We start from the raw sequence: 16012 nt of genomic DNA on the forward strand, positions 1-16012 counted from the left end.
GTGCGGCGACATCACATACGTGCAAGTCGGCGGCACGTGGCTCTACCTCGCCTGCGTCCTGGACATCTGCTCGCGCCGGGCGCTCGGCTGGTCCATGGCCACGCACATGCGGACCGAGTTGGTCGTCGACGCCCTGAAGATGGCGGTGGCGACCCGCGGTGGCCGCGTCGACGGAGTGATTTTCCATGCGGACAGGGGCTCGCAATACACCTCAGCGGCGTTCGCCCAGGTCAGCGATCCGTTTCGGCATCCGCAGGAGTATGGGCCGTGTCGGGTCGAGCTACGACAACGCGCTGGCCGAGAGCTTCTGGCAGGGGCTGAAGAGAGAAGCCGTACGCGGGGTGTTCACGACGGTGCGGCAGGCCCGGCTGGAGATCTTCCAGTGCCTGACGTACTACAACGCCCGCAGGCGCCACAGCAGCCTCGGCTACCTCTCACCCGTCGAGTTCGAACAGCAGCATCGGGCAGAGCATAGACTCACCCTCGCGGCATGAACCCCCGTGTCCACACTCCGGGGGACGCCTCATCGACCCGCAACTCCCGTCCGGTGTACGGGTCTGGAGCGCCGAGGACATCAAAACCTACACGGAGGCAGTCCAGTGACCGACCTGAAAATCGTGACGTCGGACGTGACAAAAATGTCCTCCACGTTTCACACGGAGGCCAAGTCCTACGCGAAACTCCACACCTCCGTGAGCCCCGCCGTTGCAAAGTCGGGCGATGACGGTCTTGACCACACGATCCGCTCGATGATGGACGCGATCTCCGGTCTGCATGCCAGACTCGCCGGCCGGATCGAGGAGCACGGGGATCTCCTTGACGCCGCGGTCAAGCACTTGATGCACCGCGACATCGACGTGCACGGGCTTTTCGAAGACCTGATGGGATAGCGAGACGGGGGACACAAGCTGTGACGGATTCCTGGGTGGGCGGCGACATCGACGGTCTGGCCGCCATGGGCACCGCCCTCACCGGTGCCAAGGAGCACCTGGACGACATCGTCAAACCGCTCAGCAACGGAGTTGACAAGCTCGTCAAGGACGCGGGCTGGAAGGGCGAGGCCGCCGAGAAGTTCGAGGCCGCCTGGACCAAGGACGCGATCACCGCCGGCGGATTCGCCGAACTGGTGTGCGCGGTGGGCAAGGAGCTCACCGACCTGGCCACCAACCTGTCCTCGGCCAACACGGCACTGCAGAACGCCGCCCATGTCGCCCAGAAGAAGGGCGTGTCCATGGGGCCGAAGGGGGAGCCCATCCCCCTCGCGACGAACAACCCGCCCTCCGAGAAGGAGGAGCAGGCAACAAAGGACAACAACGACTACACCACCCTCTACACGGAGCTGATGCACCAGGCCCAGCGTGCCCGGCTCCTCGCCGCCAAGCGCATCGGCCAGCTCTACGCCGAGATCGACCCCAGCGAGCCGATGCAGAAAGGCGACAAGATCGTGGTCGCCGACTACCTGCGCGGCCTGTGGACCGCTGAGGCGGAGGGCGACCGGGCGCTCGGCCTGGACATGGCCGACGACATCAAGCACGCCCAGGAGGAGCACGACAAGGCTCTGTCCGCGCTGAAAGACGAGGAGGCCAAGTTCCGGACGGCGGACGCGAACCTCCCCAAGGCGTTCAAGCTGCGCGGGGAGTGGCAGGCCGCCGCCGGCCAACTCGACAGCCTGGAAGGGCGGCTGGCCGGGCTGGAGAACGGCAGCTCCCATATGCCGTACGACCGGTACCTCAACTACAAGATGGCGGACGTCCTGCGCGGCAGTGAACTCGCCGAGGGCGCTCCCCGGTTCCTCAAGGAGATACCGGTCATCGACGTCGCGGCGACGGTGGCCGTCGGTGGTCTGGAGGCCAAGCAGGACCACGACGAGGGCTGGTCCTGGGGCCACTCGGTGCTCGTCGACGTGGGCGGCGGGCTGGTGGGCCTGGGTGCCGGTGTCGCTCTCGCGGCCTCGATCCCGGTGGACGGGGTGGTCGCCACGGCCGCGGTCGGCGGCGCGGTCGTCGTCGGCGTGGGAACCTTCGCCGACAAGCTGTTCCACGAGCACTGGAGCGAGGACTGGGACGACCACGGCGCGGTCGTGGGCACGCTGTACGGCATCGGCCACTCCGGGGCCCAGGCGTGGCACGCGGGCGAGGGTATGGTGACCGGCACCGGCCACTGGATCGGCGACAAGTCCAAGGCGCTGTGGCACAAGATCTTCTGATGTTGGTGGGGACGACATGAAAAGTACCGCGGACGGCGTCCCCGGGGAGCAGGTGGAGCCGGCGGCGATTCCGCGCCTGGGCACCACCTGGTTCGACCGGGGAGCCGGGTACTGGCTGCGCCGGATCGCACATGGCTGCTTCCAGCTCGCCCTGCTGCTGTTCGCCGGGCTCGTCGTGACCGCCTTCTACGCGGGGTTCTGGGAAGCGGTGGGGGTGCCCCGCTCCGCACGTACCGCGGTGTACGCGGTGACGGCGGTCGCCTGCCTGCTCAGCCTCGTCGCGGGTTTCGTGCGCACCCGGCGCGCACCGGTGGAGATCCCCACCCCCGAACAGGCATGGCGGGAGCACCGTTCCCGGCAGCGCAGGAACGCCGCCTCGGCCGCCGGCGGCCGCTGGACGCTGCTGCTCCTCGCGCCCGTCCTGCCCGCCACCGTCGCCTGGGCGATCGGCACCTGGGCCGCCCCGACGCTCGCGCGCCGCACCGCTGCCGAGATCGGCGCCCGCGAGGACTACGAGCGCCGGGTGCGCGAGCAGGAGGAGCGGGCCGAGGCCGCCCGACCGCTCCCGCCCCGCAACCGGGCCGAGCGCCGCCACGGACGCCGCTGAGCGCGAGCCGGGCCGGTTGCCCACCCGTCTGCCGATGGAGCGCACCCGGTGCGCCAGGACGACCAGCGTGCGCACCGCCCGCAGGAGCCCGCACCGCACCGCGGCCCGGCCACTGAGCGCACCGATGCCGCGCACTCGATGCCTGGTGCGCACCGACGATGCGCGACATCCACTCCACTCGGTGGAGTCCATCGGCCTGAAGTGGACGGCATCGTGCGGGAGTGTGCGACATCGCCGGGCTGATGAGGATCCTTGAAAACGGCTCTGGCCGTTCGTGAAGGCCCCGATGCATGGCAGCTCAGGGGGCACCGAAAATTGAAGGGCCGAGGCTCTGTCCGTCGACATACTGGAGCCGCGTACTCCGTCGCCGAAGGAGATGTGTCCGTGGAGGAGCCAGGGTTCGCCGTGCTTGTGACCGAGCCCGGGAAGGTCGGACAGGAGGCTCTGCAGGCAGTCAGAGCGGTGACCGGACTGAGCCTCTGGCGTGGCAAGCTTCTACTCGACCGCGCCCCTGTGACGGTTCTGGAGGAGGCCCCGCTCGACAGGGCGACCGTGGCGGCCCGGCGACTGCAGGACGCCGGCGTCCCTGCAGCAATCCGCTGTACCTGGTGCGACAGGACAGTGCCCCGCGACGGGAGGCTGCTCGATCCAGGCCCCTGCGCATCCCGCTTCTGGCCGACCGCCCATTGCCAGGCGAACTGGCTCGCCAGCTGTGATTGCGCGTTCTGCAGCACCTACGGGCCGACCGGCCTGCCCCTGTCACTGCAGGCTCAGCCCGGGACTGAATGATCCTGCGTGCGGGTCTTCTACCTGGGGTTTCACGGAATTCCGGTCAGAGCCGTGTTCAAAGAGCGCCATCAGGGCACGATGCCCTGCATCCACCCGGTGCGCACCCGCCGCATTTCCCCCTGACCACGGCCCGTGTCAAGGAGAAACGCGCCGCCCTCACCGGCCCGCTCCACCCCACCGAGCGCACCCGTTGGGCACCGGATGGACTCGGCGCACACCGGATGGATGCGCACCACCGCACCGGTGCGCTTCCACTCCCACGGAGGTGCGGCTACTGGTGCGCACCGGGTGCGGAGGCCACCGCGTGCGCCAGCACCAGGCGCTCATCGCGCATCGCCTGCAGGGCGTCGGCGGTGTCCGGGTGGGCGGGGTCTGGGATGACGTTTCCCGCGAACCGGATGATGCTGCGAGCGATGCCTGGCGCCGCCGTGGTGGGGAGTCCCGCGCCCAGTCCCGCAGCGCGGACAGCAGCACGCACCCGACCTCGTCCAGCACGAAGGAGTCCGCGCACGGATCGGTGTCCCCGCCCACGGCCGTGACAGGCCAGACGATGTCCTCGGCCAGCCGCAGCAGAATGAACGCCAGCTCCGGGTCCGCTTCCGCCTGCCCGGCGACAGCGGCGCCGCCACCCATCTGCAGCGCCAGGAGGTAGTCGAAGCCCCGCTCCACCTGTTCGGGCGTCAGCGGTGTACGGGACGGGATCAGGTACGGCATCAAGTTCTCCTCACGAAGGACGCCGCGCGACTCGCGGCGTCGTTCCCGCATGGTCGGCGGACTGGCCTGTGGACAGAGGCCGGAGAACTCTCCCTCCCTAAACGGATGGTGCGAATCGGGCTGCAAGGGCCAAACCCAGTCACCATGTCCACTCTGGTCGGCCCGACCACGAGCCCGACCACGACCCCCTTGTCCAGGTCGGCCAGCCACTCTGACCACTGCCAATCTTTCATCAGGGGCGCTTCGCCCGGCTCCGTCACCACGGCGTGGACAGGTACGGCCCGGAACGGCGTGGCGGAGGCCCCGGCTGGGGACAGGTCCCGTCAGGCTTTGGGAACCAGGTTGTGCTCGGTGCCCAGGGTGCTCATGCCGGTGTCGGCGTACAGCGTGGTCTCGCCGTCGGACCAGCGGACGATGAGGTCGTCGGTGCGGTGGTTGGGGGTGAAGTCGCCGGTCGTCATGACTGTGTTTTGGGTCCACAGGCGGTTGCGGTTTTGGATGCGTGCCTCGGTGCCGAGGGCGGAGGTCGTGGTGCCGACGTAGTTGTCGAGCTCGCCGTCCGACCACTGCACCATCAGGTCCCATTTCTGGTTGCCGGAGTACTCGCCGGCGGTCAGCAGTGTGGCGTCGGTCCAGATGGACTTGGGTTTCTGCAGCTGGTGCTCCTGTCCGAAGCCTCCGGCCCCCACATTGGTGTAGAGGGTGAGTTCACCGTCGGACCAGCGCACCATCAGGTCCGTGACGTAGCGCGAGGAGCCGAAGCGACCTGCGGCGATCTGGGTGGCGTTCTCCCAGATGGTGTGGGGCTTGACCATCTGCGTGCCGGGTACGTTGAGGCCGTTGGTGCCGACGTCGCCGTAGAGGGTGACCTCGCCGTCGGACCAGCGGACCATCAGGTCGAACTGGTTCGATCCGGTGAAGTCGCCCGCGGTGATGGTCTCCGCGTTAGTCCAGATGGAGTGGCGGGCGACCAACTGGCGTTCGGTGATGAAGTGGCCTTGGCCGTCGTTGGTGTAGAGGGTGACCTCGCCGTCGGTCCAGACCACGATCAGGTCGCTGTGTCCGGCGCCGTTGAAGTCGCCGGCGGCCATCAGCTTGGCATGCTCCCACGTCGTCCCGCTGCCCATGGAGTAGGGCAGGGGCGGCTGATGGTAGGGGCCGTGGTCGGTGTGCAGGCCCTGCTGGGCGTCGTCGTAGTCCTGGAAGAACCGGTCGCCGTGCAGCGGGCTGTAGGTGATCCGGTTGTACAGCGGATTGTCGGTCTTCACATCGGGACCACCCTGCAGGAAGCCGCCCACGTTGCCGATGATCTCGCCGGTGTCGCCAGAGGCGTCGAACTTTGAGAACCACGGTCCGCCGGAGACCCCTCCCCACATGCCGGCGCAGTCGATCTGCATCTGGTTGTAGGCCGGCAGCGGCGTCGTCCAGACATTCGGGCAGTGGAACGCGCGGTCCTGCGAGTCGTATTTGACCATGGGATAGCCGATCACGGTCACCTGGTTGACGAATCCCGGTGTCCGGGCGAGGGAATTGGCGCCCACGACGTCTTGGACGTTGCGCCCGCCGTTCTCCTTCAGGCTCGCGAAGGCGAAGTCCAGGTCGGAGTTGGCGCTCCGGTCCGAGGCGTACTGCGAGTCGCGGAACCACTCACCGACCGGCCAGATGCCGTACGGCTGGTCGCCCGCCGACTTGGTGTGGTCGTACTTGGGCACGAACGCCGCGTTGCTGCCGAGGCAGTGCCCGGCGGTGAGGATGAGGTTGCGCCCGGGGCTGCGTACCACGCTGGCCGTGCAGTGATGGGCCTTCATGTCACCTGTGGTGGTGAAGAGCATGCCGACGGACTTGATGCCGCCGAAGTGCTCACCGTCGATGGCGGTCAGGGACCGCTTCATATGCGGTGCCTTCCAGCCCTGCGGCTGCGCGATGCGGCCCGAGGGGTCGGTGGCCGAGGCCATGCGCTGGGGCGTCCAGAACCGGATGGCGTCCTGAACAGTCCAGCTGCCGCTGTTGGCCGGCGAAGGCGTGACGGACACCGAAGGGCTCGCGACGGCGGTCGTGTGGTCGGTGCGGTTCGGCTTGGCCGTCACCGGTCTGGTGGGAGCCGGGGCAGGTGTGGCGGCTCTGGCCACGGCGGCGTTGCCCAGCAGAAGTGCGGCGCACAACGCGAACACACTCCCCAGGCCTATTCGTGTGTTATGCAACTTAATTTGCTCCAGGTGAGGCAGGCCGGAGAGCTCGACGCGTCCGGGCCACGCACAGAAAGGACGGCCGGCGCGGAGTGCGCGGCCAGGTCTTGCCGGCGGGAAGTTCAGTTCCTCGCCACGGAGCGGAGTGTCGGCGTTTCAGCCGTGGCTGCTGATCGTGGTCTCCGCTCGGGTGCACCGGGCGTCATGGCAGATGGCAGGCTTGGCAGACGGCCCGACTCGGGCCGTTCGACGCGCGGGCCCTCACGTGTGGACAGGCAGGGACGCCCCCATGATCCAGTCCAGCGCACTGCGCACCCCCCGATGCATTCCCCCTGCCGCCCCGTGAGACGGCACCCGGTAGACCATGGTCAGCGGTCACCGGTGCCATCATGATCGCACAACAATCGAACGTACGTACAGATTTTGTTGCCGTCTACTGCGGACGGGGTGTGCCCACGTGAATGGTGTCGCAGAACACCGGGGTCACATGCCGGCCGTGCGGGTCGGTGATCTGCAGCGAAGCGCCATAGTCGGTGGACGCGGGGTGCGGTGGCAGCACCTCGATGCGCGGGGCGTCGTCCACCGGGATGGCGCAGGAACCGTCTGCGGAAGGGGATGCCGGGTAGAAGAGCGGGAAATCCACCGTTTTGCCATGGTTCAACACCAGCCGGACCGGCGCCTTGGCTTTCGGTTCCGACCAGACGGCAGGGCCTTTGCCGGCGTACGCCTGCACCTTCGGATAGCCATCGAAGGCGCAGGGCGCGGCGCTGGTGTTGGTCGCGCTCAGCAGAGCCGTCGGCGCCTTGCTCGGCTTATCGGTGAAGAGTGTCAGCTTCCAACGCAGTTGCGCGGTCCCGCATGCCGCTCCCGCCGAGGCCGTGGGGGACACACTCGTCCGTCCCCGGCCGGGGGTCGCCGCCGTCGCTCGGGACGACGGCCCGGCGCCCGGCTTCCCGGCGTCCGGATGCGCTGGACCGCACGCCACAGCAGCCGCCATCACCGCCAGGCTGATAGCGGAGACTGCCGCTGTCTGCCGTGCCACAAGAACTCCCCCTGGGAAGCGACCCTGCGGAGGCCGGGTGCCGCCACTCCTGCCTCCCGGCCAGGGAGATGCATTCGCCCCTGCGGGGGTTCCCCCGAAGCGGCACCCTGCGACGCGGACGCGTGGACACCCGCGTCGTCGCTGGGGAGGTCGAATTCCCACAACTCGCCCGCGAGCGACCTTCCTTCCCCCGGCCCCTCACCCGCCGCCCGACACACGACGGCATCGGGCCCTTCGTCGTCCGTCATGATGTGGCCCACACCGCGGCCCGTTCCCGTCATGGCCCTCGACCGGCTCGAGGTCCTCGTCGCAACCGGCTTGAACACCTGCAGCAGGCCCCGCACCCTCGACGGGCACCGGCCCGACCCTCGACGACCCACCCTCACCCTGACACGCCGAAGGCAGTAAAGATCTCTACCTCAAGTCTTGCTCAGGGTTTCCACAGTTCCTTGACGATCAGTCAGGCATCCGTCGATTGTTGTGTTCATGCCGCTCCCGGACGGGGGCGGAGGGAAATACTATGAATGCCGCACTGACTCGCACATGCACAGCCGCCGCGCTGGCCGCTTTTCTCGTCGTCGGAACCGGGGGAGTGGGCACTGCTTTCGCGGAGGGCACCCCTCGGTGTCGGACACCTCGTCGGAGGTCAATGCCGACCTGGACGGGAACCCGATTCCCCAGGCGCCGGCCGACACCGACGTCTCGGTGGACCAAGGCGGGGACTTGGGCAATGCTAACCATCCGATGAACCCGGACGGCTGCCCGCCCGACCCGGGCTTCCGCTTTTACAACGTCAAGAGCACGTTCGTCGGTGACCGTAAGAAGACCGTCTACGGAGACCCCGGCACCACGCTCTCGGTCTCGGTGGCCGAGGGCCACACCTGGACCGGCACCTTTACATGTTCGGCCAAGCTGAGCGAGTCAGTCCTGATCGCTGCCGCCGAGGAGACCATCAGCGGCTCGATCTCCTATGCCAAGACCACCACCGTCACCCTCGGCGGGTCGTGGGTGGTTCCGGCGAGCCAGAGGAACGGAGGATGGCTCGCACTGGGCTCGAAGGGATACTCCTTCAACTGGGAACGGGGTTCCACGAACGGCGCCTGCAAGTGGATCGTCTCCAATCATGGGACCGCCAAGCTCCCGGCGCTCTCGCCCTACATCGCCCACTCGTGAGTTGAGGACGACCTGATGAAGCCTTCCCTGCTGGCCGTAGGCCTGTCGGCCCTGGTGCTCGTGTCCGCCTGTTCCGGTGGCGCGACCGCCACCCATGCGACGACGCCTCCGGCGAAAGCGACGACGGGGACCGGCGCGATGCCCTCTGCGGTGCAGACTTCGACGAATCCGGACCGCCTTCCCAATCCAGTCCAGTCTCCGCTCCCTGTCGGGTCGACGACGCTGTACACAGGATCGGGCCACGGCGCGCACGCTTTCACGCTTCCCGCGTCAGCGGGGAAGGCCTCATCCATCACGGTGATGTGGACATGTGCCGGCCCCTCCAGGTTCAACATCACCGCCTCCGGGCATACCCTTGCCGGATCTCAGTGCGGTGACGGGGCCGGCATATTTAGCGCCAAGATCCCGCACGCCAATATCCACGACCTCGCGTGGAAGTTCTCAGCTGACAATTCGGTGATCTGGCGGATCGTTGTGACGCAACCACCTGGAAACTAATACTCCCGTTGTGGATCGTAATCTTGCTGGTCGGGTATCAGGTCTCCGCAGAACTGATACCCCTCTCCATTGGCCCGGTCCGATGCGCATGCTGTCTCAGCGGGACTGGTCAGCGGAGGGGCCGATGGCCCCGTCCTCGCCGTAGAAGCGGCCCTGGTCGCACAGGGCGTCGATCGCGGCGTTGTCCTCCTCACTCAGTTGTGCATCCAGCGCGACGCTGATGACGCGTCGGGCACGGGCCAATCGCCGAGCGACATCCCAGTCGGCGATGAACTTGCTGACGGTGAACTCGTCGGCGGTTCCGGATGCCTGGCGGGATCCGAGTCGGTCGAGAGAAACGACGAACTCGTTCAGGTCCTGCAGTACTGCGACGGCCTCGTTGAGGGGCATGCGGATCTCGCGGGAGGACATGTCCATCAGCCGATTCAACTCCAGAGCTGGTGGCTCGGGCCCAGATCCTGATCGTGTTGGTCGGGGCTGGTCCGGGAACGGGTGCAGCCACCGGTGATCATGGGTGTGTGAAGATAGAAGATCAGACGGTGGCCGCAGGTCACAGCATAGATCCTGCCCACTGGCAGTTCGAGATCCTGATGGGCCGTATCGCGGGACGGTTCGTCCGGGTGGAGCCCGCGCCGGGCACGGGAGTTCGTGCTCGGTTTGTTGTCGGACCTGCCGCGCAAGAACCGAATGTGCGACAGGGCCGTTAAGTTGACACTCCCCGGCGGGCCGGTCACGTGATCGGCTTCACCATTTCGGAGCGGATCCGGAGGGTGGTCCTGGCGGCGGTTTTCAGGTCGACGTCCATCGAGGTAAGGAGGGTCATGTCGGCCACCCGGGCCCAGGTGTTGCCGTCCGCCCAGGCGCAGACGGGGTAGGTGAGCGTCGATCCGTCGGCCCAGGTCCGGGTCACCACCTCGCAGCTGATGTGGGTGCGGGAGCCGGGCGGGGTGTCGTCTTCCGGCGGCAGGAGTACCTTCACCCGGGTGTTCTTGGCGCTGTTGGCTGCCAGGACGCGGGAGCGCACCTGATTGGTGTTTTTGAACCGGCCGTACATGCCGGTCACGGCGAGTTCGCCCCGTTCGCCGCTGTCCGGGTGGTACACGGCGACGACGCCATGGACGGCCTCGGCGTCCCAGTTATGCCTCCAGCTCCTTTGCAGCGTTCGGCCCAGGGTTGGGGAGTCGTCCTTGGTGAGCTTGAAGCGGCCGTCGAGCAGTGCCCGGGGCACGGTCAGGACGGACTCGGCCCGGGGATAGCTGTTCTCGATCTTCTTCCCTACCAGCACCAGCGTTACCAGGAGCGCAACGATCAGGAGGAAGACCCCGCCGATGATCGCGCCCATGAGGCCGACCCGGCTCTTCTCCGGCGGGGTAGGGGGCAGGGTGCCCCAGGGGGAGACAGGCGCCTGGTGCGGCGACTGCGGTATGGAAGGCATGGACACGCTCCCGTAGGTCTGAGGTTTGAAGGACGAAGAGAGCAGGCGCTCGGCTGAGGCCCAGCCGAGCGCCTGTTGGTCCTTTCACTATTGATCAGCCGAGCTGGCTGACTGCCGGGTTGTCGCCGTTTGCAGCGGCGTCGGCGGGCGGCAGGGCGGTGTTGTAGATGTGGATGTCGCTGATCTTTCCGTTGGTGTATTCGCCGTAGGCGCCTTCGTAGAGGCGGCGGCCGATCTGGAGGGGGCCGGTGGCGTTCCAGGAGGTACCGCCAAAGGCCTTGCTGCCGGCCTGACGGCCGTTGACGTAGAGAGTGAGCTGGTTGGTGGTGGAGTCGTAGACGCCGACCAGGTGCGTCCATGTACCGACCGTCGGCGTGCCGCCGTAGGTGGCTGTGAAGCTGGGGCTGGTGGTGTCGTCGTTGTGGCGGCCGAAGGCCCAGGCGTGTTTGCCGGAGGAGTAGTAGAGCTGGAAGCCGTTGGCGTTGCCCGCGCTGTCGGACTGGGAGACGAAGGTGGAGTTGGCGCTGAGGGAGGTGAGGTTTGCCCAGGCTGAGACGGTGAAGCTCTTGGATGTGTCGACGGCTGGGCCGCTGGTGGCGGCGTATCCGGTGGTACCGGTGAGGTTCAGCACGGTGCCGCGGGTGCTGTCAGTGGTCCAGGTGTAGGCGCCGGTCAGGGCGGCGTTGAGGGTGCCGTTGGTGTCACTGAGAGTGGTGCCGGTGCCTTCGTCGAGGTTCCACCAGTTGTGGGCGGCGTCGGTGACGCTGCCCAGGGAGACAGGGTCGGTCAGGGTCGGTAGGTCGCCGCTGGGGGCGGCACCGGGGCAGAGCAGGAGTTGGCCACCGGTGTCGACGGCGTACAGGTCGGGGTTGCCGTCGGGTCCGCCAGCTGGGCTGGTGGCATCACCGTCGGTGGCGACGGATATCAATGATGTCCGGGCAAGGTTCGGAACGAAGTACGACGATGCAATAACTGAAATGATCGAGAGCTTGTCCGACAATCCTCAATATCAAGTTCTACGGACGGTTCCTCGCACAGGTGAGGTCTTCCCCGGTGGCCCTCAGTGGCCAGCGGTGACTCCGTAGGAAGGTCATACTCAAGATGCCGATCTCGGGAGGGTCTCATGGATGTTGAACTGGTTCCGCTGCAAGGTGTGGGTCCTGTCACGCTCGGAATGACTATTGACGAGGTTGAGCAGATCCTGCAAAATCTGCCAGGCTTTGAATCTTCCGGCAGTGAACTCTTTCCCGTGCGGGGATTTGCTCATTACTCGTCAGGTATGAGCATTTCGGCATCTCCGGATGGAAGCGGGCTAATTCAGGCCATCGAAGTGCATCGGCCTGAGTCTGGTGACACCGTTCGGTACGAGGGGCGGGATGTGTTCTCGACGCCAGCAGAGGAACTCATTTCATGGCTGATGGAACGGCTAGGTGCCGAAGTTCACGAAGATGGCCGAGCGCTGATTTCTCCTGAGCAGTCGCTCGTGTTTTGGAGGCCGACGCTTCCTGAGGATGGTTTGGAAGGTGAAGGAATGTATTTCCAGACTGTTACCCTGGCGAAGGCTGGGTATTTCTAGTTCGGACTGAATGCCCGCAGAAGAACATCATGGAGTGGCCTCACCGGAGTTTGTTTCCGGTGGGGCTGTTGGTGTGTGGGGTGGTTTATCGGCAACGCTTCTAAGACACCGTTGGCGGGGCGCGGCGTTAAGCCCATGTGGAGGGGCTTGTAGAGCACCTGGTTCCGGACGGTTTATGGGAGTTGTTCCGACGGGTTGTGCCGCTGACGGTCGTGCAGCGGCCGCAGAGTGGTGGCCGTCGGCGTGCTGGCGACCGGGAGGTGCTGGCGGCGATCGTGTTCGTCGGCACGTCCGGCTGCACCTGACGCCAGCTCCCCCCCGGTCTTCGGAGCCCGTTGGCAGGCGGTCTACCGCCGGTTTGCCCAGTGGAGCCGGGACCGAGTGTGGGCCCGGTTGCACCGAGGCATCCTTGACGACCTCGGCGCCCGGGCGAGCTGGACTGGTCCCGGTGCGCCATCGACTCGGTGAGCATCCGCGCCGTCAAAGGGGGCCACTGACGGGACCGAATCCGACCGACAGGGGTAAGAATGGGTCGAAGATTCATCTGATCTGCGACCGCAACGGCCTGCCGATCTCGGTCGCCATCTCGGGTGCCAACGTGCACGTCAGCCAGGCCCTGGAACCCTTGGTGATGGGCATCCCGCCCATTCGATCCCGCCGGGGACCGCGCCGTCGGCGGCCTGCCAAGCTGCGCGGCGACAAGGGCTATGACTACGACCACCTGCGGAAATGGCTGCGGGAACGCGGCATCGTCCCGCGTATCGCGTGCCGCGGGGTCGAGAGCTCAGCCCGCCTTGGCCGTCACCGCTGGGTGGTCGAGCGGACTATGTCGTGGCTGTCCGGGTGCCGTCGGCTGCACCGGCGCTACGAGCGGAAGCCCGAACACTTCATTGGCTTCACTGCAATCGCGGTCATGCTCATCTGCCTGCGGCATCTGGGTGTCAGCGCCGGCCGGTAGCGTCTGCCAGGTGACCGACGATGCCGTCATCTGGAACTGGCTCGCCGCCTTGCTGCCGGAAGCCGAAGCCCAGGAAGTCAAAGACTGCTGGGACATCGGAGAGCAGGAGGCGGGACTTGGCCTGCTCGTCTCCGGCATCCTCGGTCACCGAGTGCCGATCAGCGAGACGGTCAGGGTCCAGATCTCCGTGCTCGCGGAGACCTGGGGCGAGCGGGAGACGCTCACACCACGGATCCTTCAGTGCCGTGATGGCGGCACATCGGGCCACCTGAAGCTGATCGAAGGCGGCGGAAGCATCGTCCCCGAGGCTGTAGGTGGGGCCGAACAGGACCTGACCGGTCTCGTCCTAGTCCCCTGGATCGCCTGCACGAGATGTGGCCAGGTTCTGATGCGCGCCCATGCCCGAGAAAGCTGGGGAGATCTCTCCTACCTGGCGCGGCATTACGTCATCATGACGCCGAACCGAGCCACCGTCCTGCGGCTGTTCCCTGCCGACTCCGCTGACGCGGCCTTCGCCGCTCTGCAGCGTATGTGTTCAGACGCATCATAAGAAACGACCTCTGAGGGGTCGTTTTCGCCTGTGATATACGCTTTGGCCTGGTCTTTTCGGCCAGGGGTTGGCGTTTTGGCGGGTTTGGTGGAGTGGTTGCGGCACATGCGCTGGATGGGGTGACGGCTGGGGCGGGGGTTGTCTTGCGCCTGTCTCATCCCAGGACGCCCGTCGCGTGGGGGTGCTCCCGCCGTTCTCGGTTCACGCCTGGGCGCACGTCTCGGTCGGCGGTACGTCCAGGTCATGGCTGAACGTCGTGCGTATCCGAGTGATCTGTCCGATGGCCGCTGAGAGTTGATCGAGCCGGTACTGAGCGCCTGGCGGGCCGAGCGGCGCCGGTATGCGCTGAACATCGGCCGCCCGCCCGAGCATGACCTGCGCGAGATCATGAACGCGATCCTGTACGTCGACCGCACCGGCGTGCAGTGGCGCTACCTGCCGCACGACTTCCCGCCCTGGGAGACCTGCTACGGCTACTTCGCCAAGTGGCAGATGGACGGCGTGTTCGCCCAGCTCACCGGCGTGCTGCGCAGGCTGTTACGGCAGCAGGAGGGCAAGGAAGCCGAGCCGTCCGCGTGCGTGATCGATGCGCAGAGCGTGAAGACCTCCACCAGCGTCCCGGCCGCCGGACAGGGCACCGATGCCGCCAAGAAAATCGTGGGACGCAAGCGGAGCATCGTCACCGACACCCTCGGACTGCTGCTCGCGGTGCTGGTCACGGCCGCGAGCGTGCAGGACTCCACAGCCGGCACCCACCTGATCGACCAGGTAGCCGCCGCCCACCCCACCATCCGCAAAGTCTGGGTCGACGGCGGCTACCGCCAGCACCTCATCGAGCACGCCGCCCAGCTCGGCATCGACATGGAAATCGTCCAACGCACCCCCGGAACCAGGGGATTCACCCCACTCCCAAAGCGCTGGACCGTGGAACGGACCTACGGATGGCTGATGTTCCACCGCCGCCTGGCCCGCGACTACGAGACCCTGCCCGCCCGCTCCGAAGCCATGATCCACCTCGCCATGACCGACCTGATGGCCCGCCGCCTCACCAACGAAGCCACCATCTCCTGGCGCAACCCGACATCCCGGGATCAAACACCTATTCCGGGATGAAACATCGGGAGAAAACGACCTCTAAGGTTGTCCCAGCCGAGGTGGACCGAGCGGACCCACCGGCCCAGGTCCTCGCCCTGGTACACGACGTCGCCCGACTCCATCGGGAGCTCGTTGCCGGCTTCCTGGTGGAGCCGGACGAGGCGGAAGGCACGCTGCCACTCCGCCGGCCAGGCCGGACACCACGACGGGTCGATGTCCTCCAGCTGCGCGCGATAGGGAGCGGGAGGACGAGGGCTGCGGTGCCAGTGCGTCACGGCGCTGGCGGCCGACACCGCGCCACTCGATCGATCAGCACCACGTCACGCGCCGGACGGCCCGTGATCACGTGTCGGCCGGTGGGCACCATCCGATACGGACCCGATGGGATCGGAGGTATCACCCGTTGTCGTGTCCTCTCTGCTCATCGAGGAGTTGGTCAGGCTCGGCTCGCTGGTCGGGGCCGTCCTCGTATTCTTCCTCCTCGTTCACCGGCTCGATGGCGGCGTCGGGTCTGCCCACCGTGTCCCGCCCGTCAAGTGCGGTGAGTTTGAATAGCTCGTCCACGTCGACGTGTCGCCTCTCGTCTCCAGGTGCTACTAGGCCGTTCGTGCGTCGGAGGAACTTCTGCAGGGCTGCCCGGGGGGCTTCCAGCAGCGCCGTTCCCTCAGGGGACTGCAGAGTGATGAAGACGACCTCCATTCCGTGTGAGACAGCGGGCCGGATCTTCACGTCCATAGCACCTGCGGAGGTGCGGAGTCCGGCTGCGAGAAGCTCACGAGAGAAGACCCAGTGCACTAGCTCGTCTGGGCCCGTCCGGAATCGCGCTTCGATGGCGTAGGGATCTGACTGCCGGTAGCGCAGCTTCGTCGGCACGGGCATCGAGGAACTGCTGGAGACCACCAGCCGCATGCTCACCTCGCAGACCACCTCGGAGGTATCGGGGCATTCCTTGTCCTCCGGCTGCTCCTCGGCCTGTTGGCGGCGATGCTCCAAGTAGCTGCGAAACAGAGTGCGCAGTTGGCCCGCGACTCTGCGTACGGGTTCAGCTTCACCGGCGCTGTGGGGCGGCGCATCGTTTGGGACGCTGCCCTCCAGTTCGGCCAACCGCCTCTCGATCCGCTCCCGCACCTCGGCGCCGGTACGAGCGCGGAGAGCTGCCGTCCCTGGTGTGCCGAGCGAGGAC

15 protein-coding genes and 4 pseudogenes are annotated in these 16012 nt (G+C 66.7%); 12 read left to right on the forward strand and 7 right to left on the reverse strand.

Features of this window, described 5'->3' with window-relative positions; translation table 11 throughout:
* The 5 genes and pseudogenes from ACWGJ5_RS41300 to ACWGJ5_RS41320 all read left to right on the forward strand — a co-directional run.
* Positions 1 to 494 (forward strand): annotated as a pseudogene (locus tag ACWGJ5_RS41300) (IS3 family transposase); the annotation flags it as partial.
* 105 nt (positions 495 to 599) lie between these two features.
* The gene (locus tag ACWGJ5_RS41305; protein WP_453314762.1) at positions 600 to 890 is read left to right on the forward strand and encodes a DUF6317 family protein; all 291 of its coding nucleotides are present in this window, start codon (positions 600 to 602) and stop codon (positions 888 to 890) included.
* A gap of 20 nt (positions 891 to 910) precedes the next feature.
* Positions 911 to 2206 carry a WXG100 family type VII secretion target gene (locus tag ACWGJ5_RS41310; RefSeq protein WP_453314763.1) on the forward strand — a complete coding sequence of 432 codons (1296 nt, stop codon included), beginning with the start codon at positions 911 to 913 and terminating at the stop codon, positions 2204 to 2206.
* A gap of 16 nt (positions 2207 to 2222) precedes the next feature.
* Positions 2223 to 2813 carry a hypothetical protein gene (locus tag ACWGJ5_RS41315; protein ID WP_097282755.1) on the forward strand — a complete coding sequence of 197 codons (591 nt, stop codon included), beginning with the start codon at positions 2223 to 2225 and terminating at the stop codon, positions 2811 to 2813.
* Positions 2814 to 3224: 411 nt separating this feature from the next.
* A complete protein-coding gene (locus ACWGJ5_RS41320) occupies positions 3225 to 3602 on the forward strand; it encodes a ribosomal protein L7/L12 (protein WP_453314806.1) in 378 nt (125 codons plus the stop codon).
* A gap of 156 nt (positions 3603 to 3758) precedes the next feature.
* Here ACWGJ5_RS41320 and ACWGJ5_RS41325 read toward each other — a convergent pair whose 3' ends face one another.
* The 3 genes from ACWGJ5_RS41325 to ACWGJ5_RS41335 all read right to left on the reverse strand — a co-directional run bounded on the left by ACWGJ5_RS41325 (position 3759) and on the right by ACWGJ5_RS41335 (position 7391).
* Positions 3759 to 4316 carry a hypothetical protein gene (locus tag ACWGJ5_RS41325; RefSeq protein WP_453314764.1) on the reverse strand — a complete coding sequence of 186 codons (558 nt, stop codon included), beginning with the start codon at positions 4314 to 4316 and terminating at the stop codon, positions 3759 to 3761.
* 323 nt (positions 4317 to 4639) lie between these two features.
* Entirely contained in the window at positions 4640 to 6478 is a 1839-nt protein-coding gene (locus ACWGJ5_RS41330) for a trypsin-like serine peptidase (protein ID WP_453314765.1), read from the reverse strand.
* A gap of 457 nt (positions 6479 to 6935) precedes the next feature.
* Positions 6936 to 7391 (reverse strand): DUF4232 domain-containing protein, encoded by a 456-nt coding sequence (locus tag ACWGJ5_RS41335; protein WP_453314766.1) that lies wholly within the window; start codon positions 7389 to 7391, stop codon positions 6936 to 6938.
* A 777-nt stretch (positions 7392 to 8168) separates the two neighbouring features.
* On the opposite strand from ACWGJ5_RS41335, the gene ACWGJ5_RS41340 reads away from it, so the two are divergent.
* Positions 8169 to 8717, forward strand: a complete 549-nt coding sequence (locus tag ACWGJ5_RS41340; RefSeq protein ID WP_453314767.1) for a hypothetical protein — start codon at positions 8169 to 8171, stop codon at positions 8715 to 8717.
* Positions 8718 to 8732: 15 nt separating this feature from the next.
* Entirely contained in the window at positions 8733 to 9215 is a 483-nt protein-coding gene (locus ACWGJ5_RS41345) for a hypothetical protein (protein ID WP_453314768.1), read from the forward strand.
* A gap of 96 nt (positions 9216 to 9311) precedes the next feature.
* Here ACWGJ5_RS41345 and ACWGJ5_RS41350 read toward each other — a convergent pair whose 3' ends face one another.
* Complete coding sequence (locus tag ACWGJ5_RS41350; protein WP_453314769.1) at positions 9312 to 9632, reverse strand: hypothetical protein; 321 nt, start codon at positions 9630 to 9632, stop codon at positions 9312 to 9314.
* Between the two features lie 122 nt (positions 9633 to 9754).
* On the opposite strand from ACWGJ5_RS41350, the pseudogene ACWGJ5_RS41355 reads away from it, so the two are divergent.
* A pseudogene (locus ACWGJ5_RS41355) lies at positions 9755 to 9899 on the forward strand (IS701 family transposase); the annotation flags it as partial.
* A 46-nt stretch (positions 9900 to 9945) separates the two neighbouring features.
* On the opposite strand, the gene ACWGJ5_RS41360 reads toward ACWGJ5_RS41355, so the two are convergent.
* Both ACWGJ5_RS41360 and ACWGJ5_RS41365 read right to left on the reverse strand, forming a co-directional pair.
* Complete coding sequence (locus tag ACWGJ5_RS41360) at positions 9946 to 10557, reverse strand: hypothetical protein (RefSeq protein ID WP_453314770.1); 612 nt, start codon at positions 10555 to 10557, stop codon at positions 9946 to 9948.
* Positions 10558 to 10744: 187 nt separating this feature from the next.
* Positions 10745 to 11578: a LamG domain-containing protein gene (locus tag ACWGJ5_RS41365; RefSeq protein WP_453314771.1), complete on the reverse strand. Its 834-nt coding sequence runs from the start codon at positions 11576 to 11578 to the stop codon at positions 10745 to 10747.
* 195 nt (positions 11579 to 11773) lie between these two features.
* On the opposite strand from ACWGJ5_RS41365, the gene ACWGJ5_RS41370 reads away from it, so the two are divergent.
* The 4 genes and pseudogenes from ACWGJ5_RS41370 to ACWGJ5_RS41385 all read left to right on the forward strand — a co-directional run bounded on the left by ACWGJ5_RS41370 (position 11774) and on the right by ACWGJ5_RS41385 (position 14847).
* Entirely contained in the window at positions 11774 to 12226 is a 453-nt protein-coding gene (locus tag ACWGJ5_RS41370; protein WP_453314772.1) for a hypothetical protein, read from the forward strand.
* A 137-nt stretch (positions 12227 to 12363) separates the two neighbouring features.
* Positions 12364 to 13184: pseudogene (locus ACWGJ5_RS41375) on the forward strand (IS5 family transposase).
* A gap of 10 nt (positions 13185 to 13194) precedes the next feature.
* The gene (locus ACWGJ5_RS41380) at positions 13195 to 13734 is read left to right on the forward strand and encodes a hypothetical protein (RefSeq protein WP_453314773.1); all 540 of its coding nucleotides are present in this window, start codon (positions 13195 to 13197) and stop codon (positions 13732 to 13734) included.
* A 294-nt stretch (positions 13735 to 14028) separates the two neighbouring features.
* The gene (locus ACWGJ5_RS41385) at positions 14029 to 14847 is read left to right on the forward strand and encodes an IS5 family transposase (protein WP_453314774.1); all 819 of its coding nucleotides are present in this window, start codon (positions 14029 to 14031) and stop codon (positions 14845 to 14847) included.
* 540 nt (positions 14848 to 15387) lie between these two features.
* Here the strand turns inward: ACWGJ5_RS41385 and ACWGJ5_RS41390 are convergent.
* Positions 15388 to 15738 (reverse strand): annotated as a pseudogene (locus ACWGJ5_RS41390) (SsgA family sporulation/cell division regulator); the annotation flags it as partial.
* Between the last annotated feature and the right edge of the window lie 274 nt (positions 15739 to 16012).

The organism is Streptomyces sp. NPDC054783, assembly GCF_053611725.1.

Excerpts from the sequence above, each read along its gene's own strand:
- ACWGJ5_RS41350 (WP_453314769.1), bottom strand. The coding sequence starts at position 9,632 with ATGGACATGTCCTCCCGCGAGATCCGCATGCCCCTCAACGAGGCCGTC.
- ACWGJ5_RS41325 (WP_453314764.1), bottom strand. The coding sequence starts at position 4,316 with ATGCCGTACCTGATCCCGTCCCGTACACCGCTGACGCCCGAACAGGTG.
- ACWGJ5_RS41370 (WP_453314772.1), top strand. The coding sequence starts at position 11,774 with ATGGATGTTGAACTGGTTCCGCTGCAAGGTGTGGGTCCTGTCACGCTC.
- ACWGJ5_RS41345 (WP_453314768.1), top strand. The coding sequence starts at position 8,733 with ATGAAGCCTTCCCTGCTGGCCGTAGGCCTGTCGGCCCTGGTGCTCGTG.
- ACWGJ5_RS41315 (WP_097282755.1), top strand. The coding sequence starts at position 2,223 with ATGAAAAGTACCGCGGACGGCGTCCCCGGGGAGCAGGTGGAGCCGGCG.
- ACWGJ5_RS41360 (WP_453314770.1), bottom strand. The coding sequence starts at position 10,557 with ATGGGCGCGATCATCGGCGGGGTCTTCCTCCTGATCGTTGCGCTCCTG.